This window comes from Mesorhizobium sp. WSM4842 (assembly GCF_055901575.1).
Genome location: NZ_CM148372.1, coordinates 2,776,034 through 2,802,467, shown reverse-complemented (window position 1 = coordinate 2,802,467; position 26,434 = coordinate 2,776,034). Strand labels below are relative to the sequence as shown.

General features: G+C 62.8%; 22 protein-coding genes and 1 tRNA gene. 13 read left to right on the top strand and 10 right to left on the bottom strand.

The features are described 5' to 3' along the window. Positions 1–261: 261 nt before the first annotated feature. Positions 262–960, bottom strand: coding sequence for a type 1 glutamine amidotransferase (locus AC0NIE_RS13595; protein WP_473487199.1), 699 nt, complete (start codon positions 958–960; stop codon positions 262–264). Positions 961–1,047: 87 nt separating this feature from the next. Between AC0NIE_RS13595 and AC0NIE_RS13590 the strand changes: the two genes are divergently transcribed. The 4 genes from AC0NIE_RS13590 (at position 1,048) to AC0NIE_RS13575 (ending at position 5,078) form a co-directional block, all read left to right on the top strand. Beyond that, the gene (locus AC0NIE_RS13590) at positions 1,048–1,710 is read left to right on the top strand and encodes a hypothetical protein (protein WP_473487147.1); all 663 of its coding nucleotides are present in this window, start codon (positions 1,048–1,050) and stop codon (positions 1,708–1,710) included. Positions 1,711–1,741: 31 nt separating this feature from the next. Further along, positions 1,742–2,476, top strand: a complete 735-nt coding sequence (locus AC0NIE_RS13585) for a 16S rRNA (uracil(1498)-N(3))-methyltransferase (protein WP_123146723.1) — start codon at positions 1,742–1,744, stop codon at positions 2,474–2,476. A 203-nt stretch (positions 2,477–2,679) separates the two neighbouring features. After that, positions 2,680–4,053, top strand: a complete 1,374-nt coding sequence (locus AC0NIE_RS13580; RefSeq protein WP_473487148.1) for a glutamate--cysteine ligase — start codon at positions 2,680–2,682, stop codon at positions 4,051–4,053. Positions 4,054–4,217: 164 nt separating this feature from the next. Continuing rightward, positions 4,218–5,078: a DUF937 domain-containing protein gene (locus AC0NIE_RS13575; RefSeq protein WP_473487149.1), complete on the top strand. Its 861-nt coding sequence runs from the start codon at positions 4,218–4,220 to the stop codon at positions 5,076–5,078. Positions 5,079–5,244: 166 nt separating this feature from the next. Here the strand turns inward: AC0NIE_RS13575 and AC0NIE_RS13570 are convergent, their stop codons facing one another. After that, on the bottom strand, positions 5,245–5,535 hold the full coding sequence (locus AC0NIE_RS13570; protein WP_095491361.1) for a DUF1127 domain-containing protein: 291 nt from the start codon (positions 5,533–5,535) through the stop codon (positions 5,245–5,247). 174 nt (positions 5,536–5,709) lie between these two features. On the opposite strand from AC0NIE_RS13570, the gene AC0NIE_RS13565 reads away from it, so the two are divergent. The 5 genes from AC0NIE_RS13565 to AC0NIE_RS13545 all read left to right on the top strand — a co-directional run bounded on the left by AC0NIE_RS13565 (position 5,710) and on the right by AC0NIE_RS13545 (position 10,108). Next, positions 5,710–6,666, top strand: a complete 957-nt coding sequence (locus AC0NIE_RS13565) for a LysR substrate-binding domain-containing protein (RefSeq protein ID WP_473487150.1) — start codon at positions 5,710–5,712, stop codon at positions 6,664–6,666. A 73-nt stretch (positions 6,667–6,739) separates the two neighbouring features. Continuing rightward, on the top strand, positions 6,740–8,305 hold the full coding sequence (xseA, locus tag AC0NIE_RS13560) for an exodeoxyribonuclease VII large subunit (RefSeq protein WP_473487151.1): 1,566 nt from the start codon (positions 6,740–6,742) through the stop codon (positions 8,303–8,305). Between the two features lie 52 nt (positions 8,306–8,357). After that, positions 8,358–9,497 carry a DmpA family aminopeptidase gene (locus AC0NIE_RS13555; protein WP_473487152.1) on the top strand — a complete coding sequence of 380 codons (1,140 nt, stop codon included), beginning with the start codon at positions 8,358–8,360 and terminating at the stop codon, positions 9,495–9,497. 25 nt (positions 9,498–9,522) lie between these two features. Further along, positions 9,523–9,678 (top strand): GH-E family nuclease, encoded by a 156-nt coding sequence (locus tag AC0NIE_RS13550; protein WP_473487153.1) that lies wholly within the window; start codon positions 9,523–9,525, stop codon positions 9,676–9,678. Then, on the top strand, positions 9,626–10,108 hold the full coding sequence (locus AC0NIE_RS13545; RefSeq protein WP_473487154.1) for an ankyrin repeat domain-containing protein: 483 nt from the start codon (positions 9,626–9,628) through the stop codon (positions 10,106–10,108). The genes AC0NIE_RS13550 and AC0NIE_RS13545 overlap by 53 nt, the downstream gene beginning before the upstream one ends. A 78-nt stretch (positions 10,109–10,186) precedes the next feature. On the opposite strand, the gene AC0NIE_RS13540 is transcribed toward AC0NIE_RS13545, so the two are convergent. The 5 genes from AC0NIE_RS13540 to AC0NIE_RS13520 form a co-directional block, all read right to left on the bottom strand. Further along, positions 10,187–10,441: a hypothetical protein gene (locus AC0NIE_RS13540; RefSeq protein ID WP_258122049.1), complete on the bottom strand. Its 255-nt coding sequence runs from the start codon at positions 10,439–10,441 to the stop codon at positions 10,187–10,189. Positions 10,442–11,182: 741 nt separating this feature from the next. Continuing rightward, positions 11,183–11,938, bottom strand: a complete 756-nt coding sequence (locus tag AC0NIE_RS13535; RefSeq protein WP_473487155.1) for an ATP-binding cassette domain-containing protein — start codon at positions 11,936–11,938, stop codon at positions 11,183–11,185. Further along, entirely contained in the window at positions 11,931–12,983 is a 1,053-nt protein-coding gene (locus tag AC0NIE_RS13530) for an ABC transporter permease subunit (RefSeq protein ID WP_473487156.1), read from the bottom strand. Before AC0NIE_RS13530 ends, AC0NIE_RS13535 begins: the two co-directional genes overlap by 8 nt. A gap of 96 nt (positions 12,984–13,079) precedes the next feature. Continuing rightward, the gene (locus AC0NIE_RS13525) at positions 13,080–14,060 is read right to left on the bottom strand and encodes an ABC transporter substrate-binding protein (RefSeq protein WP_473487157.1); all 981 of its coding nucleotides are present in this window, start codon (positions 14,058–14,060) and stop codon (positions 13,080–13,082) included. Between the two features lie 487 nt (positions 14,061–14,547). Continuing rightward, positions 14,548–15,453 carry a sugar-binding transcriptional regulator gene (locus AC0NIE_RS13520; RefSeq protein WP_473487158.1) on the bottom strand — a complete coding sequence of 302 codons (906 nt, stop codon included), beginning with the start codon at positions 15,451–15,453 and terminating at the stop codon, positions 14,548–14,550. A gap of 284 nt (positions 15,454–15,737) precedes the next feature. Between AC0NIE_RS13520 and AC0NIE_RS13515 the strand changes: the two genes are divergently transcribed. The 3 genes from AC0NIE_RS13515 to AC0NIE_RS13505 are packed head-to-tail and all read left to right on the top strand — an operon-like array spanning position 15,738 to position 18,638. Then, a complete protein-coding gene (locus AC0NIE_RS13515; protein WP_473487159.1) occupies positions 15,738–16,643 on the top strand; it encodes a tagatose-bisphosphate aldolase in 906 nt (301 codons plus the stop codon). Positions 16,644–16,659: 16 nt separating this feature from the next. Further along, positions 16,660–18,135 carry an ROK family protein gene (locus AC0NIE_RS13510; protein ID WP_473487160.1) on the top strand — a complete coding sequence of 492 codons (1,476 nt, stop codon included), beginning with the start codon at positions 16,660–16,662 and terminating at the stop codon, positions 18,133–18,135. A 53-nt stretch (positions 18,136–18,188) separates the two neighbouring features. Continuing rightward, the gene (locus AC0NIE_RS13505; RefSeq protein ID WP_474047044.1) at positions 18,189–18,638 is read left to right on the top strand and encodes a hypothetical protein; all 450 of its coding nucleotides are present in this window, start codon (positions 18,189–18,191) and stop codon (positions 18,636–18,638) included. A 379-nt stretch (positions 18,639–19,017) separates the two neighbouring features. Here AC0NIE_RS13505 and AC0NIE_RS13500 read toward each other — a convergent pair. Continuing rightward, a tRNA-His gene (locus AC0NIE_RS13500) sits at positions 19,018–19,094 on the bottom strand. A gap of 432 nt (positions 19,095–19,526) precedes the next feature. Then, on the bottom strand, positions 19,527–19,976 hold the full coding sequence (locus tag AC0NIE_RS13495; protein WP_123146709.1) for a phasin: 450 nt from the start codon (positions 19,974–19,976) through the stop codon (positions 19,527–19,529). 251 nt (positions 19,977–20,227) lie between these two features. On the opposite strand from AC0NIE_RS13495, the gene AC0NIE_RS13490 reads away from it, so the two are divergent. Further along, positions 20,228–23,926, top strand: a complete 3,699-nt coding sequence (locus AC0NIE_RS13490) for a PAS domain S-box protein (protein ID WP_473487163.1) — start codon at positions 20,228–20,230, stop codon at positions 23,924–23,926. A gap of 278 nt (positions 23,927–24,204) precedes the next feature. Here AC0NIE_RS13490 and AC0NIE_RS13485 read toward each other — a convergent pair whose 3' ends face one another. After that, positions 24,205–26,199: an acetoacetate--CoA ligase gene (locus AC0NIE_RS13485; RefSeq protein ID WP_473487164.1), complete on the bottom strand. Its 1,995-nt coding sequence runs from the start codon at positions 26,197–26,199 to the stop codon at positions 24,205–24,207. Positions 26,200–26,434 lie beyond the last annotated feature (235 nt).

Genomic DNA, 26,434 nt, shown 5'->3' with positions numbered 1-26,434 from the left:
TCTGCATCTGTGCACGAGGCGGGTTACGAATGGGTTGAAACGGAAAATGCGTCTCAAGGTTTCGACGATTTCGCGCTTCTAGGCAGCTTCTGTATCGGCGGTGTGTCGCGCGAGTGACACAAAAGGTTCATCGCGTTGCACGGAAGATGCAGAGCGCGTGCCTTCTAAGGTGGCGGGCGGCCACAAGCCAAGGAGGAAACAAGCTGTCCACAGCGGATTTTTGCCGGCGTGCCAAATATGCAACGTCGGCACCGACAGCCGTCAGATCGTCGCCACCCAGGCGCGGGCGATGGCCAGCCCGGCGGCATCGGCATCCGCTCCGTTGCGGGCCATTTCGTCGTCGAGCCGGTCGCTCCAGTCTGGATGCCGTTCGGCAATGAGCGATGCGAAGGATGTGCTCCAGTCGCGGACCATCGGCCGGTCCGCCTCGAAATGGAACTGAAAGCCGTAGACGGCGCGGCCGATGCGAAACGCCTGGTTCTCGGCGATTTCGTTGCCGGCGAGCCGCACGGCATCTTCTGGCAGCACAAAGGTGTCGTCGTGCCACTCGAAGATGGGGAAATTTTCGGGCAGCGCGGCGAGCACCGGATCGGCCTTCGCCGCCTCAGTGAGCGAGACCTTGTGCCAGCCGAATTCCGAGGCGCCGCCGATCCGGTTCTCGCCGCCGAAGGCGCGAGCCACCAGCTGGCTGCCAAGGCAGATACCGAGCACGGCGCGATCCTTGCCGGCAAAATCGCGCGTCAGGTCGAGCAGTTCAGGAAAATACGGGCAAATCTCGTCGTCCAGCGCATTCTGGGCGCCGCCGAGCACGACCATGGCGTCGTGCCCAGTGCTGTCGTGCGGCAGCGCCTCGCCACAATAGGGCCGGCGCAGGTCGATATCGGCGCCCGCCTCGACAAGAGCTGCGCCGATCTGGCCAAGGCCCTCACTGTCGAAATTCTGGACCACCAGCACCCGCATCGACAAACCTGCTGACATGAAAATGATGCGACGAGCGATATCATGCTGCCGTCATTCCGGCCAAGATGCGTATTCGGGGAGAAAGCTATGCCACTGCAGAATCGGGTCGACCCGTTCGGCGTCATCCACGCCGTGCCGGAGCGCGGCCTGTTCATGGGCAATCGCGGCATCATCCATGACCCCGAAACGAAGACGCTGCTGAAAAAGCGCTGGGCGCTGCAGGCCTGGATCATCTGCGTCTGCGAATTCCGCGATGTACGGCGCGAGCCGATGGGCCGCAACAGGAATGGTGGCAAGGCCGGCTGGACCGAGCTGTTTTTCCTGGACGAGGTGACCGCGCTCTCGGCCGGGCATCGGCCTTGCTTCTTCTGCCGGCGCGACCGGGCCAGCGATTTCGTCCAGCGCTTCGGCATGGCCTTCGGCATTGCCGAGCCGCGTGCGCCGCAAGTCGACAAGCGCCTGCATAAGGAGCGGCTGGCGTCGGGTGGGCCGGCACCGGTCGTATCTGCAGAAGAGCTTGCCGGGTTGCCGGACGGCGCCATGGTTGCGGACGGCGGCAACGCCTACGCGATGCGCGGCGGCAAGGCACTGCGCTGGTCGTTCGCAGGCTATGGTGATCGCGTGGGGGGCGAACCGGTAGCGTTCGGCGGCTTCGCCGACCGCCCAATCCGCCTGCTCACGCCGACAACCACCGTTTCCGTGCTGAGGCAAGGCTACGAACCGGTCTGGCACGCGAGCGCTGAGGCTTGACGTCAAGGTTTGGCTCGCCCATTCCTCGGCGATGCGCGCCAATTACAAGATGCAGCGGCTGTTCGTGCCGGACGACCTCGGACCGGATATCGAGTTCGAGGCGAGCCCGCAGCATAGCCACTACCTGATGCATGTGCTGCGGCTCGGCGAAGGTGCCGAAGTCCTGTTGTTCAACGGCCGCGACGGCGAATGGTCGGCGGCGATCGCCGCCAAATCAAAAAAGGCGGTACGCCTGAAGGTGCTGGCCTTGCAGCGGCCGCAGCCGCCGCTGCCAGATCTCGTCTACTGCTTTGCGCCGATAAAGCAGGGTCGGCTCGATTATCTGGTGCAGAAGGCGGTCGAGATGGGCGCCGGCGTCCTGCAACCGGTCATCACCCAGCACACGCAAGTGGCAAAGCCCGGCATCGAACGCGTGCGTGCCAATGTCGTCGAGGCCGCCGAACAATGCGGCATCCTGGCGGTGCCGGACGTGCGCGAAGCGGAAAAATTCGAACGCCTGCTGGCCGGCTGGGACAAGGAGCGGCGGTTGATCTTCTGCGACGAGGATGCCTCCACCAACAATCCGCTGCCGGCGCTGCAAGCGCTACGGGAGAAGAAGTTCGGGCTGCTGGTCGGGCCCGAGGGCGGGTTTTCCGACGAGGAACGGAGGATGCTGAGGGCGCTGCCTTTCGTCACGGCCATTCCGCTCGGTCCGCGCATCCTGCGCGCCGACACGGCTGCGGTGGCGGCACTGGCGGTGATACAGGCGACGGTCGGGGATTGGTGATCAATTCCAATTACCCTGTGGCTCAGGATTTTTCGCTTGATCGCCTACTGACATTTCGTCCATCTAGCGCCGGCGGTCGTCCGGCCGCCTACAGCGCCGCGTGTCCTTTCGGACGCGCATAGGACGTTGTAGCACTTGGTTTGGCGCATGATCCCCAGCGAAAATCGATGCCGATTTTCGGGTCATGCGTCGGAGGGCTGTTCATGGCGCGCGACACAACCGATTTCCGGCCGATCGAAGGCGTCGACGAGCTTGTCGAGCATGTGGCTGAAGGCAACAAGCCGCGCGACAAATGGCGCATCGGCACCGAACACGAGAAATTCCCATTCTATGTCGACGGCAATGCGCCAGTGCCCTATGGCGGCGATCACGGCATCCGCGCCATTCTCGAAGGCATGCAGGAAAAACTCGGCTGGGATCCGATCATGGATGCCGGACGCATTATCGGCCTGGTCGAGCCGACCGGCCAGGGCGCGATCTCGCTGGAGCCCGGCGGCCAGTTCGAATTGTCCGGCGCGCCGCTGGAGACGATCCACCAGACCTGCCGCGAGGGCAATGCGCATCTGGCGCAGGTGCGCGAGATCGCCGAGCCGATGGGCATCCGTTTCCTCGGCCTCGGCGGCAGCCCGAAATGGTCGCTGGCCGAGACGCCGAAAATGCCGAAATCGCGCTACGAGATCATGACGCGCTACATGCCCAAGGTCGGCACCAAAGGCCTCGACATGATGTACCGCACCTGCACCATCCAGGTGAATCTCGACTTCGAGAGCGAGGCCGACATGCGCCGCAAGATGCAGGTGTCGCTGAAGCTGCAGCCGCTGTCGACGGCGCTGTTCGCCAACTCGCCGTTCACCGAGGGCCGGCCCAACGGATTTCAGAGCTGGCGCGGCGACATCTGGCGCGACACCGACAACCAGCGCTCGGGCCTGCTCGACTTCTGCTTCTCGCCCGATTTCGGCTTCGCCGACTATGTCGAATGGGCGCTCGACGTGCCCATGTACTTCGTCATCCGCGACAGCCAGTACCACGACATGACGCACGTCACCTTCCGCCAGTTCATGGCAGGTGCGGCCCTCAACGAGATCCCCGACGGGCTGCCGACGATGGGCGATTGGGCGAACCATCTGTCGACGCTGTTTCCCGACGTGCGATTGAAGCGCTTCCTTGAAATGCGCGGCGCCGATGGCGGACCGTGGCGGCGCATCTGCGCGCTGCCGGCCTTCTGGGTCGGGCTGCTCTATGACGCGGCGGCGCTCGACGCGGCCGAGGCGCTGACCTCGAGCTGGACCTATGAAGAAGTGCTGGCGATGCGCAACGCCGTGCCGGAACAGGGCATTTCGGCGCCGTTCCGCAACACGACGCTGCGCGAGATCGCCCGCGACGTGCTCGTCATCTCGCGCATGGGGCTGAAGAACCGCGGCCGCAAGAACCGCGACGGCTACGACGAAACGTCGTTCCTCAGCACGCTGGACGAAGTCGTCGCACGCGGCACCACCAGCGCCGAGGAGCTGCTCTCCGCCTATCATACCCGCTGGGGCGGCTCGATCGAGCCGGTGTTCATGGAATATGCGTATTAACCGTTATGGAAGCGAATAAGGGCGCCGCGCGTCCGTTTGGACCCGCGAAGGACGCTCTAGGTCTCTTTGAGCCTACGCATCGGTGCTTTTCCGAAAATCGATTCCGATTTTCGGGCCGATGCGATAGGCTCGCTCCTACGAGAATTTCCCCGAGGAGAAAACCAATGCCTTCCTTGTTCGACATTCTGGCGCAGGCGCAGAACGGCAATGGCATGCTGGCCCTGGCCCAACAGTTCGGGCTTTCGCAGCAGCAAGCGCAATCGGCGGTCGAGGCGCTGCTGCCGGCCTTTTCACAGGGGCTGAAGCGCAGCACCTCCGATCCTTACGGGCTCGGCGCGTTCATGACGGCAATGGCCAGCGGCCAGCACGCCAAATATTTCGAGGACGCAAGCCGGGCCTTCTCGCCGCAGGGCGTCGATGAAGGCAACGGCATTCTTGGCCATCTGTTCGGCTCAAAAGAGCTGTCCCGCGCCGTTGCCAGCCAGGCTGCGCAGGCGAGCGGCGTCAGCCAGCAGGTCCTGCAGCAGATGCTGCCGGCCGTGGCTTCGATGATGATGGGCGGACTGTTCAAGCAGACCACAAATCAGATGCAGGCAGCAGGCGGATTCGGCGGCGGCGGCAATCCGCTCGGCGAGATCATCGAGCAGATGATGCGGCAAGCTGGCGGCGGCGCACAGGCGCCGGCACCACAGCAGCGCCAGGGGCCGCAGCCCGGCCCGATGGACAATCCGTTCGGCAAGGTGCTGCAGGACATGTTCGGCGGCGCGCAGCAGCCGCAGCAGGCACCCAATCCCCATGGCGACAATCCGCTCGGCAAGGTGCTGCAGGATATGTTCGGCGGCGGCGCGCAACAGCCGCAGCGCGAAGCGCCGCAGCCACAGGCCAATCCGAGCGGCAGGCCACGCAATCCGTTCGATGATTTGTTCGGCAAGATGTTCGAGGCGGGCGCGCAGCAGCGTGACGATTACCAGAAGGGCATGGAATCGATCTTCGATCAGTTCAAGCGAGGCATGGATCGGCGCTAAACCGACGAGGCGGCCGCAATCTGATCTTGAGCGTCGCCCAAAGAAAAATGCCCGATCCTTGGGAGGACCGGGCAGTGTGCAGGCGGGCCGGCGGGGAACCGGCAGGGAGTGGGAGCCTGCGAAATCCTATAGCGCCGCGCACCCCAAGGGCACGCAACCAACGCGATCAGGTCACTTTGCGGGCAAGATCCTCGATCGTGTCTACGCGATCGGCCGCGATGACGCGAAGCCTCTCGGTTGGATCGCGGCCGAACGGCACCTCGATGGCGACGTGGAGATCGGCGCGCGTCAAGCCGATGTCGGCAAGTTCGGCATCCGACATCTCGCCAAGGCGATAGAAGGCGCGGCGGTTTTTCCAGGCGCGGTAGACGTTGGAGATGGTGTTGACCACGCGCGTCGCAATAGCCGGACGCGACGTGATGCGCGAGGTCTCGGTGGCGAAATCAAACGTAGCCATGTCAGTCTCCTTCAGTCGAACGGACGAAGACGGGCGATCGGCGCTGGTAAGCGGCCGTTCCGGTCCCGATTCACATGCCGTCATGTGGACAGTCGTAAATTTGCCATCGTTCGATTGATTAATCCAACGAATGTTTCTAATCTTTAGCATCAACAGCAGTGATGGATGGGAACGATGAAAGCGCCACTCGATCTCGATCAGTTGCAGACCTTCGTCTCAATCGTCGACACCGGCAGCTTCACCCGCGCGGCGGAAGCCGTGCATCGGACCCAGTCGGCGGTGTCCATGCAGATGCGCCGGCTGGAGGAACGGATCGGCAAGCCGCTGTTCGAAAAGGACGGGCGCACCAACAGGCTGACCGAGGAAGGCGACAGGCTGCTCTCCTACGCAAGACGGCTGCTGTTCCTCAATCGGGAAACGCTGGCCGCCTTCGACGACCGGCGGCTCGAAGGCACGATCCGCATCGGCACGCCGGACGACTATGCCGATCGTTTCCTGCCCGAGATCATGGCCCGCTTCGCCCGTTCCAATCCACGTGTCGAGCTGACCGTGATCTGCGAGCCGACGCCGGGCCTGGTCGATCATATCAAGCGCGGCAATCTCGATCTGGCGCTGGTGACGCACAATGACGCACACGGCCAGTCGGAAGTGGTGCGGCGCGAACCGCTGCTGTGGGTCACTTCGGCCAACCACGCCACGCATGAACAGGAAGTTCTGCCGATGGCCTTCGGCCGGCCGAACTGCATCTGGCGGCGGGCTGCGGTCGACGTGCTCGACCGGCAGAACCGCGACTACCGCATCCTGTTCACCAGCTTCTCGGCAACCGTCATCACCGCCGCGGTGCTTTCCGGCCTGGCGATCTCGGTGCTGCCGGAATGCGCGCTGCGGCCCGGCATGCGGGTTCTGGGCGAACCCGACGGGTTCGGCGCGCTGCCCGATTGCCGCATCGGCATAATGCGCGGCCAGACGTCGCGGCCGGAGATCGTCGACGCGCTGGCCCGCCACATTTCGGAAAGCCTCGACAATATTTCCGTGCCGCTCGGCGAAGATACGGGAAGCTTCGACTTCCCGGCATTTGCCTTCTCTAAGACGAAGCGGACCAAGCCGAACCAGATCTCGCCGGGCTGGTGAAAAACCCCCGCAATTGGCCGGCACCGGACACAGCCGTCTTGACGCGGACGGACAACCGCCCCCCAATCGGCCAATGAGCGACGCAGTATCCGAATCACGCACCAACGCCACCGAATACACGGTGAGCGAGATTTCCGGCGCGCTGAAGCGCACAGTCGAGGACGTCTTCGGCAATGTGCGGGTGCGCGGCGAAATATCAGGCTATCGCGGGCCGCATTCCTCCGGCCATGCCTATTTCTGCCTCAAGGACGACCGCGCACGGCTCGACGCCGTGGTCTGGAAGACCGCGATGAGCCGGCTGAAATTCCGCCCCGAAGAAGGCATGGAGGTGATCGCCACCGGCCGGCTCACCACCTATCCCGGAAAGTCCACCTACCAGATCGTCATCGACAATCTGGAGCCGGCCGGCGCCGGGGCGCTGATGGCGCTGCTGGAAGAGCGCAAGCGCCGGCTGCAGGCCGAAGGCCTGTTCGATGCCGGCCGCAAGCGCTTGCTGCCGTTCATGCCGCGCGTCATCGGCGTCGTCACCTCGCCGACAGGCTCCGTCATCCGCGACATCATACACCGGATCAAGGACCGGTTTCCGCTGCACGTGCTTGTCTGGCCGGTACGGGTGCAGGGCGAGACGGCAGGCGCGGAAGTGACCGCCGCCGTCAACGGCTTCAACGCGCTGGCGCAGGATGGCATTATTCCGCACCCCGACCTGTTGATCGTGGCGCGCGGCGGCGGCAGCCTCGAGGACCTTTGGGGGTTCAATGACGAGGCACTGGCCCGCGCCGTCGCCGCCTCACGCATTCCGGTGATCTCCGCTGTCGGCCATGAAACGGACTGGACGCTGATCGACCTGGCGGCGGATGTGCGGGCGCCGACGCCGACGGGTGCCGCCGAAATCGCCGTGCCCGTGCGCGCCGACCTCGAAGTAACACTTGCCAGCCTTGGTGCGCGGCTCAAGACTGCGGCATCGCGCAATTTCGAACGCAAGCGCCAGGCGGTGCGTGCCGCCGCGCGTGCGCTGCCCTCGCCCGACCAGTTGCTGGCGCTGCCGCGCCGGCGTTTCGACGAGGCGACGAGCCGGCTCGGCCGGGCGCTGTCCGTCAGCGTCCAGCGCAAGCGAGCCAGGCTTCAAGCGCAGCGGCTGACGCCGGCCACTCTGTCGCGACGCATGAACGAGGCGCGCACACTGGCCGGCCGTGACCTCGCCCGCGCGCAGGCGGCGTTCTTCGCCATAGTGCGCGAGCGGCGAACGCGGTTTTCGCGCACCGCGGCACGGTTGTCGCCCGCGCCGATCGCAAGGCGGCAGAAATTGCAGGCCGATGCCCTGGCGGCGCTGTCGCGGCGACAGGACCGGGTGATTTCGGTTCGGCTCGAACGCTTGCGCGGAAAACTGACCCAGGCCGACCGGCTGCTGGCGACGCTGTCGCACAAGGCGGTGCTGGCGCGGGGCTTCGCCTTGGTGAAAGACGCCGACGGCGCAGTGATCAAGCAAGCTGCGGAAGTGGTGACGGGCATGGCACTTTCGCTGGAGTTCGCTGACGGAACCGCCGATGCGGTTGCGACCAGCGGTACCGCAAGACCGAAAACAGTTGCAAAGCCGGCCGCCAAAGCCAAGGAGCCCGGCAATCAAGGCTCCCTGTTCTAAGTGCCCATGATTATTTTCAGGCGCCCATAATCCCGATGACTTCTGAATGCCCATGACCGGCAATCCACATCACCGGACGCCTTCCGGCAGGTCGCGTGCAAGAGCCTTCGGCATTAGTTTTGACGGCACGCCCGGACCGTTCAACGCCATCACCGATGTGGCTGGCGTTGCGGTTGGTTATTCGACGCTGATTTCGCGCGATGGTGCGCTGGTGGTCGGCAAGGGACCGGTGCGCACCGGCGTGACCGCTATCCTGCCCAGACCGCGCGACGATCTCGCCACGCCGGTCTTTGCCGGTATCTTCAGCCAGAACGGCAATGGCGAATTGACCGGCTCGCACATCATCGAGGAAACCGGTGCCTTCAATTTGCCGATCACCATCACCAATACGCATTCCTGCGGCGTTTCACGCGACGGAACGCTGCGCTGGATGCAGCGCGTGCTGCCGGCCGCGCTCGACAGCGGCTGGGGTCTGCCGGTGGCGGCGGAAACCTATGACGGCTTCCTGAACGACATCAACGGCCACCATCTCAGGTTCGAACATGTCGCCGCGGCACTCGATGGCGCGACCAGCGGATCGATCGAGGAAGGCAGCGTCGGCGGCGGCACCGGCATGATCGCCTTCGCTTTCAAGGCAGGCTCCGGCACGGCATCGCGCATCGTCGAATGGCACGGCCGGCGCTACACGGTCGGCGCGTTCGTGCAGGCGAATTTCGGCAAGCGGAGCAAGTTCACCATTCGCGGCTTGCGCGCCGGGCCAGATCTCGTGGAACCGGCGATCCGCGAAAGCACGCCGCGCGCCGAAAAGGGCTCAATCATCGGGATCGTCGCCACCGATGCGCCGTTGCTGCCGCATCAGATGAAGCGGCTGGCCCGCCGGGCGCCGCTCGGCGTCGCGATGACCGGCGGCTTCGGCTATCATAGCTCGGGCGATATTTTCCTGGCCTTTTCGACCGCCAACCGCGAGGCGGCGCTGGCGCCGTCAGGCGGCATCGCCAGCGCCGATTTTATCCCGGATACCGACATCGACCCGTTCTTCGACGCCGTGATCGAATGTGTGGAGGAAGCAATCCTCAATGCGCTGGTCGCCAATGACGACATGACCGGGCGCGACGGCAATTTCGTGCCGGCGCTGCCGAAGGCATGGCTCAAGGGCAAATTCGGTGCGAGGCCCAGCGTAGATCTTGGTTGATACTTTCCCCGGGTTCCGGCCCGGAATGGCCCTGAAGCTGCGAAGGATTAACCCAAAAGCAGTTCAACGAATAAACGGCCCTAACAAATATCAATTGGAAGACCCATCGTCCAATCGGAGCCATAAGTATGAGCAACCCAGATGGTCCCGCACCCGTACACAAGGCGGTGATGAGACATAGCTCGCCTGAAGTCATCCAGGCCATCTCAGAGGGGGAGGATGTCGATGTGTTAGATCGCGACGGTCGGACGCCGTTGTTTTACGCGACAAAAGACGGAGACACCGCAATCGTCGCTGCACTGATCGAGCGTGGATCGAACGTGAATGTGCAGGACAAGAATCTGGAAACACCGCTGCACTTTGCCGCTCGTGAATATCGGCTCGAAGCGGCGGAACTTCTAGTCAAGGGCGGCGCAGATGTTTCTGCCCAAGACGTTCATGGAAACACGCCCCTGTGGCGTGCCGTGTTTGAATCACGGGGCCGTGGCGAGTTGATCAAGCTCCTTCTCTCAGCTGGCTCAGATAAAACGCTGAAAAACAAGCATGGCTCTTCGCCGGAAGACCTCGCAAAGACCATTGGAAATTACGATATCAGCGCGTTCCTGGGCTGAAAGCCCGCTAGGCTCACTCAGCAGGCAGGTAATGGCGTATGCTGTGCTTCAAATCGCTGGCGCCAGGAACAGACCGTATCACTCGGCAGGCTTGTCCGAATTCTTTTCGTCCTGGTCGGCCTCAGCCGCCTCTTCCAGCCTCGACGCGATAAGTTCCTGAATGTCGCCGACCTCTTCCTGGATATCCTCCAGCGGTATGCCGGCCTCAGCCGCCTTGGCCGCGCATTCCCTAGCGAGGGTCTCGGCCTGCTCCTCGATCCTGTCCAGCGAGGACTGGCAGTGGACCTTTTCGCCGATCCACTCCTGCAAGAACTCGATCGCGTGTTCGCTCATGCTGCTGTTCCCTGGCGGCTGCGCCGGTTGGTAATCATAAACGCCGGCATCCCCGAAAAGATGCACGCTCCTATTCCAACCGAGTCGCCGTCACCCGGCAAGCCGATCTTGCCCAAGCTCCACAGGGCTGACGGAAATCGAAGGTTCAAGGAGCACATTCTAATTCTTGAGAAGATTCTATTTTCTTGCGCAGACTGGCACCGTTGGCTGGGATCATGTCCCGGATCGCGCCATTGTTTCTACTTGCTTTTTTCCGGTAATCCAGTCAATTTGTATGACAATAGATGTCACATACGTGGCACGTTTGCGGCGCCATTCGCTGCGCGATCCTAGGATACGCTGCCAAAGCCGCCGCTATATAGTGACATCCTCAGGCAATGTCGACTCTGCTCGCCATCCTGCTTCTTTCCGCCGCGCCGAGCGTATCTGGATGGCATTTTGTCATCGTCGGGGGCGAGCATATTTCGCCGGAAATCGGGCGGGCGCATTGAGATGCTGAGCAGCTAGGCGCGGTACCTGTGCCAGCGATCCTGTCGCAGTCGCTTCTCGCCGGAGAAATTGCCGGCTTAGCCGGCTCGCCACCCGGGAAGCTGATCCCCTCGGGGAAATGCGTGTTTCCGCAATCGAAAGGTTCGGCCTAAAGCGCGTCGCGTCTGAAGGGATTTCATGCGACGCGCTTTGAGTTTTGTTTTTATGCATGTCGTTGTCCCAAAACCGCTGCGCACTTTTGGGCGACATGCATTAGCCGCCAACCATGAGCTTGACGACTTCGTCATGATTGGTCTCCGAGATCTTGCGCTCGCCGGCCTGAACGCCGCGGCGCAGCACGACGATGCGGTCGGAAACGGCGAAAATATCCTGCAGATTGTGCGAGATGAAGATTACGCCCCGCCCTTGCGCCTTGAGCTGGTGGATGAGCGAAATGACCTTGCGCTGCTCCGGGACTCCGAGGGCCGCGGTCGGTTCGTCCATGATCAGGATCTGCGCGTCCCAATAGACGGCCCGGCCGATGGCAACGGCCTGCCGTTGACCGCCGGAGAAATTGCTGACCGGGGCGTCGAGCCGGCTGACATGGAAGTCCAGCCGTCCCATGGTCTGCTTGGCGGCGACGGCCATGGCCTTGCGATCGAGCACCGGCAAGAAACCGAAGGCCTTGCGCATGGGTTCACGGCCGAGGAAGATATTGGCGCCGATGGACAAATTGTCGGCGAGCGCGAGATCCTGGTAAATGGTCTCGATGCCTTTTTCGCGCGCCTCCTGCGGCGTCGCGAACGTCACCGGCTGCCCTCTCAGCAGAATTTCACCGCCGGTCGGCTGAAAGACGCCCGATATCGCCTTGATCAGCGTCGTCTTGCCGGCGCCGTTGTCGCCCGCCAGGGCCACCACTTCGCCCGGCCGCACGGCCATGGAGAAATCGTTCAGCGCCTGCACCGCACCGAAATGCTTGGAAAGGCGTCGGACTTCGAGAAGGGGGGTGGTTTGTTCGGAACTATTCATCCTGGCGAGCTCCACTGAACCGGCGCTGCGCCTGGTCGATAAGGACGGAGATAATGATGACGAGGCCGACGGCGATGAACTGCCAGAACGGCTCGACATTGACGAAAACCAGCCCGTATTGAATGACCGCGATCACCAAGGCGCCGGCAACCGTCCCGAAGATGGTGCCGGAACCACCGAACAGGCTGGCGCCGCCGATCACCACCGCTGCGACACTGTCGAGCAGCAAGGGTTCGCCGGCCTGGGCGGCGCCCGCGGTGAAGCGCGCTGCATAGAGCGCGCCCCCGAGGCCCGCGCACATCGCCGAAAGCACGTAGAGGCGCAGGATGTGGCCCCTGATGTCGATGCCGGCGCGACGCGCCGCCTGCACATTGGCGCCGATGGCGTAGTTGTGCTGGCCGAACCGGGTCTGGCTCAGGATGTAGTGCATCACGACGACAAAGACGGCGGCAATGATGACGAGATAAGGCACACCGTAGAACCTGCCGTTGCCAAGCAGCGCGAACCAGGAATTCTGGACCGGTACTGTTGTGCCGCCGGCCAGCAGGAACGCAGCGCCACGCGCCACGCCAAACATGCCAAGCGTGCCGATGAAGGGTGGAATTCTGAGGCGCGAGATCAGCAGGCCATTGATGACGCCAGGCACTCCGGCGACGATCACGGCCGCCAGAATGCCCAACGTCATGGCCAGAGGCACCGGCATGGCGATGCCAGCCATATTCGTGGCGTGGGCCGCAACCACGGCCGCGAGACCCATGATGAAGCCCAGCGAGAGGTCGATGCCTCCCGAAATGATGACGAAGGTCTGCCCGGTCGCCAGCAGCAGCGGCGCCACGGCAAATATTGCAATGGACTGCACGTTGAACGGGTTGAGCACGAAGGTCGCGCCGAAGGAGAGCCTGGACCAGACCTCGAAACAGATGATCAGGCCCGCGAGGAACAGCCAGGCGCGTCCTTCGGCGATGCGTGCGAGCCAACTCCTGGCCGGGTCACCGTGATCCGCCTGAGGAGCGACATGCGTTTCGATTGGTGATGTTGAAGTCATGAATGGTTCCGATCCGCAGAGCGGCCTCCGACAAACAGGGTCAAAGAGACCCGGCGCAGGTCTCCTTCCGGCAGGCCGGAAGGAGACTGGCTGGACTTATTCGGAATAGAGGTACTTCGAGATGTTCGGGTCGGCGATGTTGGCCTTGTCCATGATCGTAAAGCCGGTGCCGACCGCAACCGGGATCGACTGGTCCGTCAGATGGGCATAGGCCGACATGACGCCGAAATAGCCGATTTCCGCGGGATGCTGGGCAATCGCCACGTCGACAAGGCCGGTGTTGATGTTATCGACAATGCTGGTCGGCGCGTCGAACGCCACGACCTTGACGGTGCCGGTCTGCCCGGCCTGCTGGACGCCATTCGCTGCGCCAAGCGCCGAGAACAGATTTGCACCGAACACCCCAACGAGATCGGGATTGCGCGCGAACACAGCCTGCAGCTGCGAGGCGGCCTTGTTGGCGTCGTTGTCATTGAACTGGGTTTCGAGAACGGTGATGCCGGGATGGTTGGCCGCCATCTCCTTCTTGAAGCCCTCTTCACGCTGGTCGGTGGTCGAAATGCCGGGCTTAACATTCGAAACGTAGACCTTGCCCTTGTCGCCTATGGCCTTGGCCAATGCCCGCGCGGCGATCTCGCCGCCCAGAATATTGTCCGAAGCGATATAGGACAGTGGGAAATCCGCCTCGCCGGCGCCGGTCTGGTAGACGCCGCTGCCGATGAAAGTGTCGACGGTGATCACCGGAATGCCGGCATCGTTGGCCTTGCGGAGCGGCTCGACCAATTGAACCTTGTCGGTCGGCGCGATCAGGATGGCGTCCGGCTTCTTGGCGATGACCGCGTCAAGCACGGGGACTTGCGTTACCGGATTGAAATCCGGGGCGCCCTGGAAAACCAGGGTCACGCCAAGGGCATCGGCTGCCGCCTGGGCTCCCTTGCGCATGGTGATATAAAAGCCGTCGGTGGTAAGACCCGGAATGAGCGCAATGGTGAACTTTTTGTCCTGCGCCAACGCCGGCGTGACCAGCGCCGCTGCGCAGATGGCGAGAGCCGCCAGGGCGGCAACAATCTTCTTCATAACATCCTCCTCATGGTGTTGGCAGATTTGCCGTTGCGATCGACATTTGAAATGGCCGTCAATTCGTTCCGGCTATGTGAAGTGCTGGCGGCAAGAACCAGGTTCGCCTGCTTGCTGTTATGGGCAGCTTTCCTCCCGAGCGCCCCCCAGTCGTTAGGTCGGCCAGTCGAAACCGACCAGCTGATGCGCAGTCCCGTTCCTAGCCTCCGCAAGGTGCAGGGAACAGCGCCGCTCGGCGCGCATGCTTGCCTAGCCGCAAGGTTGTAACACTTTGCTGAAAGAAATTGCAACCGGGTATTTCCGAGATCGAAACGCTTTCAAACCGGACACCATCTGTCTGCTCCGCAGAGCCCTCACGCAGACTATTGCCCCAACTCCTTGACGACACAACTGATGACTTCGCGGCGGCGGGCTCACGAGCCGCGTCTGATGTCGATCAGTTTGGGATCGATCAGGTGTGCCGATGTCACACATCGGCGTGCCACCATTATCGGGGCAAGAGAGCCTCGAGGATGGCCTGGGCCGTCTTCGTGTCTGTAACCAGCGCGTTGATAAGCCCGGCGCGGACGGCACCGATGATGGCCATCGCCTTCTCCGGCGAGGCGGCAACGCCGATCGACAGGGGGACGGCTCGAAGCTGGGCCGGCGACATTGCGATCATCCGGCCCTCCCCCTCCCACGGGATGAGCGTGCCTTCGGCGTCGAAGTAATGACGGATAACGTCTCCAGCCGCATGAAACAGGGCCTGTTCGCTCAGCGTGGCCGCACTCGCTTCGGGCGGATTGATGGCATGGGGCAGGCCGACGCCGACGATCGCAACGTCGGTCCGGTCCCAAAGCGCGACGCTGTCGCGGATGGCCGCATCGCCGAGGAAGACCTCACGCAACTCGGAGGACGGCAGATAGGGCGCATGGATGAAATGCGGCGTCCCGCCGAACTCTTCGGCGGCGAGCCGGACAAACTCGTTGATCTGAAAATGCGGCGCCTGCTGCTGCATACCGCCGGTGGCAGCGACGGTAAGAACGCCGGGAATGCGAGGCAGGCCTGCCTGGATAACCTCGCGAATGGCTCGCCCCCAGCCAATGGCGACCACGGAGCCGGCCGTCAGTTCCGCTTGCTTGAGCAAGGCGCCGAGCGGCGCAGCGAGGGCCGTCAGCGCACCGGCCGCCGGCGTTTCGATGACCGCCGCGTCGCGAAGTCCGAGTCCCTCGACCAATTGCGTGGTGATGCCTTCGGGCGTTGCAAGATCGAGAACCTCGATCCGCACGATGCCCTCTGCTCTCGCCCGCTGTAGGAGACGCGATATCGTCGCGGTGGAGACACCAAGCCGCCGCGCGATATCGACCTGCGACATGTCAGCCTCATAGTGCAGTTTGGCGACCGTATGCAGCATCGTCCGCGATGCGGCCGCATCTTGTGCGGGAGGGACAGCCAGCTTGCAATTCCTTTCAGCAATGTGTTACAGACCTCGACCGATGGCAGTTATCGCGCAAATTCGGCTGACTCGCAACGTGGGCTCGTTTCCACGGCAAATTGTGGGCCAGGGCCAAATTTCTCGGTTCGATAGCCCATCAAAGCGGCAAATTCTCCCGCCGACAGGCAGGTAAGAACTAAACCTTTCTTGTTCCACGGATCTGCGCCCTGGTGAATGGGCGCGCCAACATCGGACAGAAGACCATGACAAAGATGACGACCGCAGAGTTGCGCGGGTACCAGCAGATATGCGGCCAAGACGGGGCCATCATGGCCATCGCCTGTGACCAGCGTGGCGGCATGCGAACCTTGCTTGCGGCGGATCCTGCAGAACAGGCCAAGATCACCAACGACATGCTCGGCGACACCAAGTCGGACATCACGCGATACCTCGCGAGCCAGGCGTCCTGCGTGCTGCTCGACCCGCTCTGCGCGGTGCCGCGGGTTGTCGATGAAGGGGTGCTGAACCGCGATACGGCTCTGCTCATCGGCCTCGATGCCTCGGGCTTCGACGTCTCGCCCGCCGGTTACCGCCTGTCGCGCCTCGCTCCCGGCATCGGCGCGCGCCGCGTCCGCGAGCTCGGCGGCACCGGCGGCAAGATCATGGTCTATCTCAGGGCCGACAGGCCTGAGGCGAATGAGCACAATGTCGCCATTCTGCGCCAATGCATGGCCGACTTCGCGCAAGAGGACCTCCTGCTCGTCGTCGAGTTCCTGACCTATCAGCTCGAAGGGGAAAGCCTTGAAGACTATACGGCCAAGATCCCCTGGCTTGTCGAAGAGGGCACCCGGATTTCGCTGGAATGCGGGGCAAAGGTGCTCAAACTTCCTTATCCCGGAACGTCGGAAGCCTGCGCCAGGATCAGCAGCATGGCTGGCGAGGTGCCATGGGCGGTCCTCTCCGCCGGCGTAAACCACGCGACATTCCTGGGCCAGGTCGAGATCGCGATGAGGAACGGCGCGTCAGGCGTCATCGCCGGCCGGTCGTTGTGGAAGGACTGCATCTCGCTTGACCGTGACATTCAGCGGGAAAGGCTTAAGACCATCGCAGTGTCGAGATTGCGCGAGCTTCAGGCGGTGATCGGAAACTACCGGCAGAAAGCCGCTTAGTCCATGACAGGACGTCATGCCTCTTAGTTCGATGGCCATAGGAATCGATATCGGCGGCACCAATCTGCGCGCCGCCCGTATTTCCAGCACGGGCGAAATCCTCGACCGCATTTCCGAGAAAAGCGCGCCGGACCCGGAGCTCGTGCTCTCCCGGATCGCCGAAATGGTGCGCCGGCTCGATTCTCCCGAAGTTGCCGCCATCGGCATCGGCGTCCCCGGACGCGTCGATGCGCGGCTTGGCGCGGTCTTGTCCGGAGGCTATGTCAACCTTGCCTCGATCTCCCTGGCGCAACGACTGGAAAGCCTGGCGGGCAAGCCCGTGGTGATCGACAATGATTGCAACATGGCACTGATCGCGGAAATGGCTCTCGGCGCCGCCAGAGGCCATGAAAGCATCGTCATGTTCACGATCGGGACCGGCATTGGTGGTGCCGTGGTCCAAGACCGGCGGATCGTCCGCGGCAAGGGGACGGCGGGGCAGCTCGGCCATATCACGGTCGACATATCAGGCGAAGCGTGCGTCTGCGGCCGGCGCGGCTGCGTTGAAACCACCAGCTCAGGCACAGCGCTTGGCCGTCACATCGCGCGGGCAGGCCTCGGTCCGGATGTTTCGGTCGATCAGCTTTTTGCCCGGGATGCGGGCGGCGATCCCTTGGCGCGCGGCATACTGGAGGCCTGGGCCGGCCCGCTGCGTGCGGCAATCGATACGACCGTGGCCATGTTCGATCCCGACCTGGTGCTGCTCGGCGGCGGACTTGGCCTAGCGGCCCATCGGGCGCTTGCCAGGGCTCCCGCCCTGGCTCCGTGGTACCAATGCCCGGTGGAAGCGGCGCAACTTGGCGACGATGCCGGCGTCATCGGCGCCGGTCTGCAAGCGCTCGCGACGAAGGCGGCAGTCGCGCCCGTGTCCTTGCCATCTGCCCAGCTTAACCCCGGCCGGCGTGCCGTGCCCAGCCGGCGCGCCGTTCTCGTCAACGGCATCCCCGCCAGCGGCAAAAGCACGGTCTCGCGCGGCATCGCCGAGCGCATGGGTTGGCCATTGCTCGCGCTCGATACGATCAAGAACCCGTTCCTCGAAGTGCTCGGCGGCGGCGATCGCGAATTCAACCGCACGCTCGGCCGCGCCAGTTACCAAGCCATCTGGTCGGTGGTCGGCGACGCTCCGGCGGGCACCATATTTGTCGTCGATGCCTGGTTCGGCTTCCAGCCGCGCCAAGTGCTCGAGGATCACCTGCGCAGGGCCGGCGTCGAGCAGACCGCCGAAATCTGGTGCCATGCTCCCGGCGAGGTCCTTGCCGAGCGCTATCGCGCACGGCTCGACCAGCGTCCCGCCGGCCATCCCGGCGCGGCCTACATCCCCGAACTGATCGAACTGGCCAACCGCGCCGAGCCGCTGCGGCGCGGACCGCTGTTTGACGTCGACACGACCAAACCGATCGCGTTCGATGCCATCACGCAATGGCTGCAGGCGACGATTGCGGCTGACAGATAGGCAGCGCGGCCGCCCAACAATTCAGTGATTTAGCAAATAAAGCGATGGTACCGTTGGCTGGGATCGAACCAGCGACCTCCGGATCCACAATCCGAGAGCATCTGTTGATTTCGTTGGAGTTTTTTTTACGGCATGTTGCATTTGTGTTGCGTTCAGCCGAGCAAGAGCTTTTCCGCAGCCGCCATCTGCTCGCCCGCTTTATGTCTTTCCGCTCGTATCTGAAGGCTATCCAGTGCGTCGATCATCCTCAATGGCGGGCACAACACCTGTTCATTGATGACCATGATGGAACCTTGCTCGTTGATCACGTCGGGCGCTTTGAGCAGATCCGTGAGGAATTCACCCACGTTTCCGAGAGAATCGGGTTAGCAAACGCCGCTTTGCCGCATGGCAAGAAGTCAATTCGAAAGGCCGACTACCGCAACCACTACACGCCCGAGACAAGGAACATGGTGTGGACTATCTACAGGACTGACATAGAGCGATTTGGATACGAGTTTTAGGCAGTGCGCCAGAACTGGACGCGGGTAGGAACACCCAGGCCCGCCGCCAGAGGCCAGCCGGGCACACGTCCTTGCCGGGAATTCGTGAGTTGAAATACATTGCGGCGTCCTCTGGACCGCCAGCCGCTATAAAGATCGTTTCAAAGCCGTCCTGGATTGTTTTCCAAATCTCGGCGGTCTTCGCGCCGGTTTTGATCTCGATCTCCTTCCACATTCAGTTTCCCCTCTCTATCTCGCGCCCATGTCGCGTGGACCTGCCGAGTGTGACAGGGAACCCTTGGAAATCAACGGTAGCGGTTTGCAACATGACGCGACACAAAATGCCTGCAAGCGACAATTGGTCGTTTACACAACGCATTGAGTTTATTGAGGAAATTGATGGTACCGTTGGCTGGGATCGAACCAGCGACCTCCGGATCCACAATCCGGCGCTCTAACCATCTGAGCTACAACGGCACGCTTGCCCGAGCGGGATCGAATGGACCGTTCATTCTCCGGGACCCGCTCTGTCGTTCGGCGATGCGTCCATACGGGCTATCGGAGTTTAATTCAAGGCTTTTGGCCGCGCATGACCCGAAAATCAGAATCGATTTTCGGAAAGGATCATGCGCAAAATCCAAAGCTCTACAGCGTCCTTTGCGCGTCCAAGAGGACGCGCGGCGCTGTAGGCAAAGATCGTCACCTTTCGCCGGGCAAAGAAAAAGGCCGGCGGGAGGAGGTGCCGACCTTTTCCTGTTACGAGCCAGCGGGAGGAGGTGCTGGCTGGTCACCCCGGAGAGCAGAGGGAGGAGGTTCCACCCGCCGGGTATTCGCTTGACCACTATATCTCACATAATCCTCTTCGAAGAAATGCGACCTTTTGTTGCATCTTCGAAATATGCGCAAATATTAGGCGGCCTTAATTTCACTCATCGCCTTCTCGAAGGCGGACTTGATCGGCTTGGAGACGTCCTCGGCCGCCTTGGAGGCGACGGCCTGGAAATCCTTTGCCTGCTCGACGGTCATCTCGACGCGCTTGCGCAGGAATGCGGTCTGCAGCTCGACGACTTCCGACAGCGACTTGGCGCCGATCAGCGCTTCGAAATGCGAAAAGCCGGCTTCGGTATTGGCGCGCAGAGCGGCGATGGTCTTGAGCGACAGGTCGTTGGAAACGGTCTTGGCGGTCTCAAAGGTCGACTCCAGAGCCTTCTGGGTCTCTTCGGCGCCGGTCTTCAGCTTGGTATAGGCCTCTTTCGACTGCTCGACGCCCTTTTCGGCGAAAGCGCGGATCTGGTCGGTGGCCTTGGAAGCGTCGAAGCTCGGGAATTCGACGTTTTCAGCGGTCTTGGTCTTGGACATTTTCCATCCTTTGCAGTGGCAGCGGCTTCGACAGAAAGCCATCTCGTTCATCTATGATGGCAATATAAAGGCAAATTTTGTGCATTGCAATATCTTTGTTGCAGCGCACCATAGAATTTCTCTCCCAGCGTTAACCACGAGGTCAGAGATTCCGGCGGTTGCACGCTATGGCTTGTGGACCTTCGCGCCGTCGGCTTTTATTAACAAAGCGTTAACCGCAAACTGCCGCTGTGTGAGGGCTCCCAAAGCGCATGCCGTCCGAAAACTACTCCTTCCTCGACGTCGCCGTGCTCGACGCGGTCCGCCAGCGCTTTGCCGCCGGCGACGCGATCGCGCTTCTGTCGGCAGACCTCGAACAGGTGATCTGGGCAAACGGACCAGGGGCAGCGGTGTTCGGCTATCCCGACATCGAGGCCATCATCGGCGCCTCGACAGGCTTGCCGCTGATCGCCAGGCGCCAGATCATGGCGACAAGCGGTTTTCCACAGATCGGCCGCGACCGCGCCATCACGCTGCGGCTGGCAACCGGCCTGACCAGCCGCGCGGTTGGCTTTCTGGCCAGCGCGGTGACAATGCCTGACGGCGAGAACGCGATTATGCTGGCGGTGCCGGCGGCGCAGACCGGCTCGCGCAGCGCCGCCGAGATCGCCGCTCGGGCCATCAGCGGCTTTACCGAAGACGGTCATTACATCGCCTTCGTCGATGCCAACGGCAACATCGAGGCCGCTTCCGATGGTTTTTCGGCGCTCGGCATCTTGCCCGAAACGCTGGCAGCGCTTGTGGCCGATGTGGCGCACGAGAGCGACCGCATCGTCAAACGCCTCGTTCCAGGCGGCACCACTTCCTATCCGGCCGGCCTCGCCCGGCTGACGGACGAGCGGCACCTGCTGGTGGTGATCGACGAGGACCGGCTTGACTCCGAAGCAGCCTCTGCTGGCGAGCGCAGCGCGGGGATGGAAAGCGCAACCGGTGCGGCGGCGGCCGTTGCCGCAGTCCGGCCAAAGGCAGAACAGGACAATGCGCCGGCAGCAGCCGCGAAGACGGATGCGGCAGAGACAGTCCCGGCAGCCGGCGAAGACACATCGGTGTCGGCGGAGCATGACGTTCCCGATTCCATCGGGCCCGATTCGACCCGGCCCGATTCGACAGGACCTGATTCAACCGCGCCTGATTCGACCGAGCAGGGTCCGGAAGCGGCCGGCGGAATGCCTCCACAGCATGACCATTGGTATTTCAGCGCCAGCGAGGATGAGGCGCAAAAGCCGGGACCGGATGCGTCCGGACATGTCGAGGCGGATGCTTCGGCGGAAAGTTCCGCACAGGATGCCATCAGGGCCGCCTCCCCGACTGAGCGTGCCATCCCCTCGATCGACCGCGCGGCGCCGCCCCTGCGTTTCGTCTGGCGAACCGACGCCGAAGGCAGGTTCAGTGCGCTGTCGCCGGAATTCGCGGAACTCGTCGGCAAGCCTGCCGCCGATGTGATTGGCCGGCGCTTCAGGGACGTCGCCGCCACCTTCGACCTCGATGCGTCCGGCGAGATCGCCGGCCTGCTCGACCGACGCGACACCTGGTCCGGCCGCTCCGTGCTGTGGCCGGTTGCCGGCACCGATTTCAAGATACCCGTCGACCTGGCGGCGCTGCCTGTCTACGGCCGCAGCCGTGCCTTCGAGGGTTTTCGCGGTTTCGGCGTTGCCCGCACCGGCGATGCAGTGGTCGATCCCGAAGCGATCGGTATGGCGCTTGTCCCCAATGCAGAGGCCACCGCAGCTGTCGAGCCGGAAGTCGCCGCAACGCCTGACGAAACCGACCCGTTCCAGGGCGAGGTGCCGGCGCTGACCATCGTGCCGAAGCCGGAGCGGCGCTTTGCCGACAAGGTGATCCGGTTGGCCGAGCACAGGCAGCCGGCCAACGACAAAGGCCTGTCGACGCTGGAACGCAGTGCATTCCGTGAGATCGGCGAGCGGCTCAAGAAGGACAATCCCCCGACCGAACAGCCCGATGCTGCAATACCGGCTGCGGCGGAACCGACCGAAACCGATGTCGAAGACGAGAACGATGTCGCAAGGCTCGACGGCGAGCAGCCGGAAGCAACCGTGTCCGGCATCTCAGGCTCGCTGCTCGATTACGCCGACCGGGACTATGTCGCCGACAACAGCGACGGTGCGCCGGTTTCGGAGCCGGACAAGGCGGCGCAAGAGGTGGTCGAACCCACCGACACGAGTGGTCGATCGACCGCCGCCGAAGACGACGACAGCATGACGGCTGCCGATTTCCGTGACGCAGAAGACAACGAGGATTGGGCGCGGCCCGATGACGACGAAGCCCGTTCGTCAACCGATGACATCGGCGATGCCGGCGACGTGGAGCCGTCGCCGATCGAACCGCCGCGCCTGCCGGTGCCGCCGCTCAAGCTCGAAGGCTTCGTGCCATCGGCTTTTTCGACCGCAGATGACAACAAGGCTCCGGATATCTCGATCCTCGGCAAGCTGCCGGTGCCGCTGCTCATCCATTCCGGCGACGATCTTCACTATGCGAATGAGGAATTCCTCAGCCTGACCGGCTATGACACGCTCGACGATCTGGAGGATGCCGGTGGCCTCGGCGCGCTGTTTGCCGATCCTTACGACGGCAGCGCCCCCGACGGAACCGATCACGCGTTGCGGTTGAAGACACATGACGGTCAGGAGTTCCCGATCGAGGCCATTCTGCGTTCGGTGCCGTGGCGTGGCGGCAAGGCGCTGATGCTGGTCGTGCGCCGTTCCGGCGACGACGAGGCAGCAGCTATTCCGCATGGCGCCGCCGACGACCATACGCAGCCGGACACTTCCGAACTCAAGGCACGCATCGCCGAGATGCGCACCATCATCGACACCGCGACCGACGGCGTCGTGTTGATCGGCCGAGACGGAACGATCCGCTCGATCAGCCGCCCGGCGGAAGCGCTGTTCGGTTTCGACAGCGACGAGGTGACCGGCAAGCCCTTCGTCTCGCTGTTCGCGATCGAAAGCCAGCGCGCCGCGCGAGACTATCTCGACGGACTGTCCGAGCCCGGCGTGGCGAGCGTGCTCAACGACGGCCGCGAGGTGATCGGACGCGAGGCGCAGGGGCGCTTCATTCCGCTGTTCATGACCATCGGCAGCCTGCCAAACGACAGCGGCTTCTGCGCGGTGGTGCGCGACATCACCCAATGGAAGCGGGCCGAAGAGGACCTGACCCAGGCGCGCGCCGTGGCCGAGCGCGCCTCCTCGCAAAAGACCGACTTCCTCGCCCGTATCAGCCACGAGATCCGCACGCCGCTCAACGCCATCATCGGGTTTTCCGAGTTGATGGTCGACGAGAAATTCGGGCCGGTCGCCAATGACCGCTACCGCGACTATCTGCGCGACATCAACCGGTCGGGCAACCATGTGCTCGACCTGGTCAACGACCTGCTCGACATTTCGAAGATCGAGGCCGGCCAGCAGGAGATGGCCTATGAGGCGGTGTCGCTCAACGACACGCTGGCCGAGACGGTGGCGATGATGCAGCCGCAAGCCAACCGCGAACGTGTCATCATCCGCTCCAGCTTCGCCTCACGGCTGCCGGAAGTGGTGGCCGATCTGCGCAGCGTGCGCCAGATCGCGCTGAACATCCTGTCGAATGCCATCCGCTACACACAGGCCGGCGGCCAGGTGATCGTATCGACAGCCTACGAGATCTCCGGCGACGTCGTGATGCGCGTGCGCGACACCGGCATCGGCATGAGCCAGTCCGAGATCGAGCAGGCGCTCAAGCCGTTCAAGCAGATCAACGCGCTGAAGCGTGGGCGCGGCGACGGCACCGGCCTCGGGCTGCCGCTGACCAAGGCCATGGTCGAGGCGAACCGGGCCCGGTTCACCATCAACTCGACCCCCGGCGAGGGCACCTTGGTCGAAGTCGCTTTCCCGTCGACCCGCGTGCTCGCGGATTAGTTAAAAAAGAAAGGCGTCCAACAGGACGCCTTGAATGATTGGATTGCTGTTACAACGGGGGCTTGAGCGAATTCAGATCCTCTGGGGATTTAGAGGAACGGGATTTCTCCCTCAAGTTACGCACGACTATCGATGCCGGCCCTTAACAAAACCTTACCGGCGCCGCGAAAAATTTACCAATGTGTACCACTCATGAAATCTAGGTAAATTCGAGCGAGATATTTCGTTAACCATGCTCGGCCGGGCCTATCAAGTCGAATGCGCCGCCGGCCTGTTTGCTAGTCGGCCAGTTCCGGCAGGTCGCGGAACAGCTCGAGCGCTTCGGGATTGGCCAGCGCCTCCTTGTTCTTGACAGCGCGGCCATGCACCATGTCGCGCACCGCGAGTTCGGTGATCTTGCCCGATTTGGTGCGTGGAATGTCGGCGACGGCGACGATTTTAGCCGGCACGTGGCGGGGGCTCGCGCCGCTGCGGATTTTCGCGCGGATGCGTTTTTCCAGCTCGGCGTCGAGTTGCACCCCCGCTGCCAGCCGCACGAACAGCACAACCCGCACGTCGTTGTCGAAATCCTGGCCGATGCACAGCGCTTCCAGGATTTCCGGCATCTGCTCGACCTGATTGTAGATCTCCGCCGTGCCGATCCGCACCCCGCCCGGGTTGAGCGTCGCGTCGGAGCGGCCGTGGATGATCAGGCCGCCATGAGCGGTCCATTCGGCGAAGTCGCCGTGACACCAGACATTGTCGAAGCGCTCGAAATATGCTGCGTGGTATTTCTTGCCTTCGGGATCGTTCCAGAAGCCGATCGGCATCGCCGGAAACGCCTTGGTGCAGACGAGTTCACCCTTCTCCTGCCTGAGCGGGTGGCCGTCGTCGTCCCAGACATCGACGGCGAGGCCGAGACCAGGCCCCTGGATCTCTCCGGTCCATACCGGTTCGGTCGGCACGCCGAGCACGAAGCAGGAGACGATGTCAGTGCCGCCGGAGATCGAGGCGAGATGCACGTCCTTCTTGATGCCGTCATAGACGAAGCGGAAGTCCTCGGGCGACAGTGGCGAGCCGGTGGAGGAGATCGTGCGCACGCTGGAAAGATCATGCGTTTTGATCGGTCTGAGGCCGGCCTTGCGCACGGAATCGATGAATTTCGCCGAGGTGCCGAAATAGGTCATCTTCTCGGCGTCGGCAAAATCGAACAGCACGTTGCCGTCGGGATAGAAGGGCGACCCGTCATAAAGTAGAAGGGTTGCACCCGATGCCAGGCCGGACACCAGCCAGTTCCACATCATCCAGCCGCAGGTGGTGAAATAAAAGAAGCGGTCGCCGTCGAGCAGGCCGGCGTGGAACCGTTCTTCCTTGACATGCTGGATCAGCGTTCCGCCGGCCGAATGGACGATGCATTTGGGGATGCCGGTCGTTCCGGAAGAAAACAGGATGTTGAGCGGATGCGCGAACGGCAACCGTTCGAAGGTTACGAGCTTGGCGGCAAAGGATGAGAGCGCCTCGTCCAGCGCAGTCGCCTTCTCGATGGTCGCCGCCACATCGGTCGACGTGCCGAGATAGTCGACGATCAGGATCTTGCCAACGGTGGGAAGCTTTGCGGCAACCGCCGCGATCTTGTCGGCGACCTCGATCGCCTTGCCATTATACCAGTAACCGTCGGGCGCGATGAAAACGACAGGCTCGATCTGACCGAACCGGTCCAGCACGCCCTGTTCGCCGAAATCGGGAGAACAGGACGACCAGACGGCGCCGATCGAGGCTGTCGCCAGCATTGCCGCGACCGTCTCCGGCATGTTGGGCATCATGGCGGCGATGCGGTCGCCCTTTTTCACCCCGAGCGACAGGAAAAGCTGCTGCAGCCGCGAGGTCAGCGCATGCAACTCGTTCCAGGAGAGCCGGCGCTCGACCTTGTCCTCGCCGCGAAAGACGATGGCGTCACCGAGCCCGGTTTTTTTCAACAGGTTCTCGGCGAAGTTAAGCTTGGCGTCGGGAAAGAAGGCGGCGCCGGGCATCTTCTCGCCATCGACAAGCACGCGCTCGCCGCCACTGATCCCCCCACTGGCGCCCCCACTGGCACCCTTGTCGCCCACGATCCCGCAAAAATCCCAGACCAGGCTCCAGAATGCCTCGCGATCGTCGATCGACCAACGATGTAGATCGGCGTAGGCGGAAAAATCCTTGCCGGTTGCGGCCGCGGCGGCCTGCATGAAGGCAGTCATGGGCGCGGCGTCGACCTGGTCCTTCGTCGGTGCCCAGAGCGGTGCGTCGCCGGCCATGATCGTTCCTCCTTGAAGCACATCACGTTTGAAGAGATTCACGCGACGCGCTTTAGACTTTTGTTTTCATGTATGCGTTATCCCAAAACGATTTTGGCGACATGCATTGGCATCGCTTATGCATATCGCTGCGCAGCAGAGCAAGATTTTGTTCGGCCGAGCGACGTGGATGTGCGCAAATGCCATCGCTGGGCCATAAAGACTTGAAATGCGTCAGCCGTGGGTTACACCCGTC